This window comes from Verrucosispora sp. ts21 (assembly GCF_002879555.1).
GTDB lineage: Bacteria > Actinomycetota > Actinomycetes > Mycobacteriales > Micromonosporaceae > Micromonospora > Micromonospora gifhornensis.
In genome coordinates this window covers 1-2949 of the sequence record NZ_PNOZ01000157.1, presented here as the reverse complement: position 1 = coordinate 2949, position 2949 = coordinate 1, and the positions used below count along the sequence as shown (strand labels likewise).

Here is a 2949-nt window from a genome sequence, read left to right as displayed (position 1 = left end):
CGGATCCGGAGTATTGGGTGGGGCAGGTCCGTTCCACCGTCCGATTCCACGACGCAATCCGCACCGCCCACCGGCTCGGCGCCCGCACCCTGCTCGAGATCGGGCCCGACGCCGTGCTCAGCGCACTGGCCGCCGACACCCTCACCACCATCCCCACCCTGCGCCGCGACCAACCCGAACCGGACGCCGTGCGCACCGCGGCCGCCACACTCTGGGCCAACGGCGCCGGCATCGACCGGCCCGCCATCCTCGCCGACACCGGCGCCCGCCGCCATGCCCTGCCGACCTACCCGTTCCAGCGCCGCCGCTACTGGATGCATCCGGCCAGTGGCGTCGACGCCGGTCTGCGGCCCGCCGGGCACCCGCTGCTCACCGCGGCCGTCACCCTCGCCGCCGGCGACACGACCGTGTTCACCGGCGAACTGTCCACCACCGCCCAACCGTGGCTTGCCGACCACCGCCTGCACGGCACCGTCGTGCTCCCCGGCGTCGCCCTGGCCGATCTGCTCGCCACCGTCGGCGCCCGCACCGGGCACCCCCATCTGGTCGACCTCGTCACGACCACGCCCGTCACCCTGCCCGGTGACCAGCCGCTCGACCTACAGGTCACCGTCACCGGCCACGACGACGGCCGCTGCACCGCAGAGGTGTTCACCCGCGCCGCCGCCACCGACGACACCCCCTGGCAGCGCCACGCCACCGCCGTACTGGACGACACCCCGCCCGACGAGCACCCGGACACCCGCGTCCCGGCCGCCGCCACCGAGATCGACCTCGACGACCTGTACGACCGGCTGACCGAGCACGGCTACGACTACGGCCCGCAGTTCCGCGGCCTGCAACGCCTGCACCGCCACGGCGACGACCTGTACGCGGAGATCACCGGTCCCGACAACACCGGGTTCACCGTGCACCCGGCGCTGCTCGACGCCGCGCTGCACCCCCTGCTGCCCGGCGTCGCCGCCGACAGCCCGGCCCGGCTGCCGTTCGCCTGGGCCGGCGTGCACCTGACCGGCACCCGGGCGACCATCCTGCGCGCCCGAATCACCCCACTCGGACCGGAATCCGTCCGCCTCACCGTCACCGACGACACCGGCGACCCGGTCGCCACCGTCCGCCAACTCACCCTGCGCCCGGCCGACCCGGACCAGTTCCGCCCCTCCGCCACCGACCTGCGCTACCGGCCGCAGTGGCAGCCGCACCCGGCGCCCGGCCACGCCCCGGCGGCGAACGCGAACGGCACCGCCCCGCCGGACCTCCTGATCGTCCGGGTGGCCGCAACCGGCCCGGGTTCGCCGGCCACCCGGGCCCGCACCGCCGTGCACGACACCCTCGCCGTGCTCCGCGACCACCTGACCGGCGAACCCGGTCCCCGCCTCGTCGTCGTCCCGCCCGCCGACGACCCGCTCACCGCCGCTGCCGTCGCCGGCCTGGTCCGCAGCGCCCGCACCGAGAATCCCGGCCGCGTCGTGTTCGTCGACACCGACGACACCGACGCCTCCCGGACCGCCCTGCTGCGCGAGGCCCTCGGCGACGAACCCGACCTGCGTATCCGCGACGGCGAGGTGATGGTGCCCCGGCTCGTCCCGGCCGGACCGGCACCGCAGACGCACCCCGACTGGGGTGACGGCACGGTACTGATCACCGGCGGCACCGGCGCCCTGGGCGCCGCCCTGGCCCGCCACCTGGCCACCCGGCACGGCGTCCGCGACCTGCTGCTGGTCAGCCGCACCGGCCCGGAGGCTCCCGGCGTCGCCGACCTCACCACGGAACTGACCGGGCTGGGTGCGCGCGTGCACGTCGCCGCCTGCGACGTCACCGACCGCACCGCCCTGGCCGGCCTGCTGGACCGGCATCCCACGATCAGCGCCGTGGTGCACGCGGCCGGCATCAGCCGCGACGGCGTCCTTGCCTCGCTCACCGCCGACCAGGTCGACGAGGTCCTCGCCGCGAAGGCCGACGCCGCCTGGAATCTGCACGAGCTGACCGCCGACCGGCCGCTCACCGCGTTCGTCCTCTACTCGTCGATCGCCGGACTGGTCGGCCCTGCCGGACAGGCCGCCTACGCCGCCGGCAACGCCTTCCTCGACGAACTGGCCCGACACCGGCAGGCCGCCGGACTGCCCGCCACCTCCATCGCCTGGGGACTGTGGCAGGACGGCGGCACCATGTCCGCCACCCTGACCGACACCGACCTCTCCCGCATCGCCCGCCTCGGCCTGCGCCCCATCGACACCGCCGACGCGCTGACCGCCCTGGACGCCGCCGTCGCCGGCACCGACCCGGTGCTGGCCGTGACCGCCGTCGACCCGACTCTGCTACGCACCTCCACCGACGTACCCGCCGTCCTGCACAGCCTGGCACCCGGCCGGCGAGCACCCCGCCGCGACCGGGGTCCGGCGTCGATCCGCCGGATCGCCGCGATGAACCCGCCCGACCGTGACCGCGCCCTCGCCAACCTGGTCCGCACCCACGCCGCCGCCGTCCTCGGCCACGACGACCCGGCCGCCATCGACCTCGACCGCACCGTCTCCGACCTGGGCTTCGACTCGCTCACCGGAGTGGAACTGCGCAACCGGCTGGCCACCGCCACCGGCCTCACCCTGCCCGCCACCCTGATCTTCGACCACCCCACCCCGGCCGCCCTGGCCGAACACCTGGCCAGCCGACTCACCGGCACCCAACCCGCCGCCGAGCAGACCCAGGGTCCGGTCGTGGTGGCGGATGAGGATCCCGTGGTGATCGTCGGGATGGGTTGTCGTTTCCCTGGGGACGTGTCGTCACCGGATGAGTTGTGGGATCTGGTGGTGGGGGAGCGCGACGCGGTCGGTCCGTTCCCGGAGAACCGGGGTTGGCCGGCCGACCTGGTCGACCCGGACCCCGAAGCGGTGGGCAAGTCGTATGCGGGTGAGGGCGGCTTCCTGTATGACGCGGATCTGTTTGATGCGG

1 protein-coding gene is annotated in these 2949 nt (G+C 74.9%); it reads left to right on the top strand.

What is annotated here, in order from left to right; all coding sequences use genetic code 11:
* Nucleotides 1–17: 17 nt before the first annotated feature.
* Nucleotides 18–2949: type I polyketide synthase (locus tag C1A38_RS30295; protein WP_146017659.1), on the top strand; the 2932-nt coding region annotated here is incomplete at its 3' end.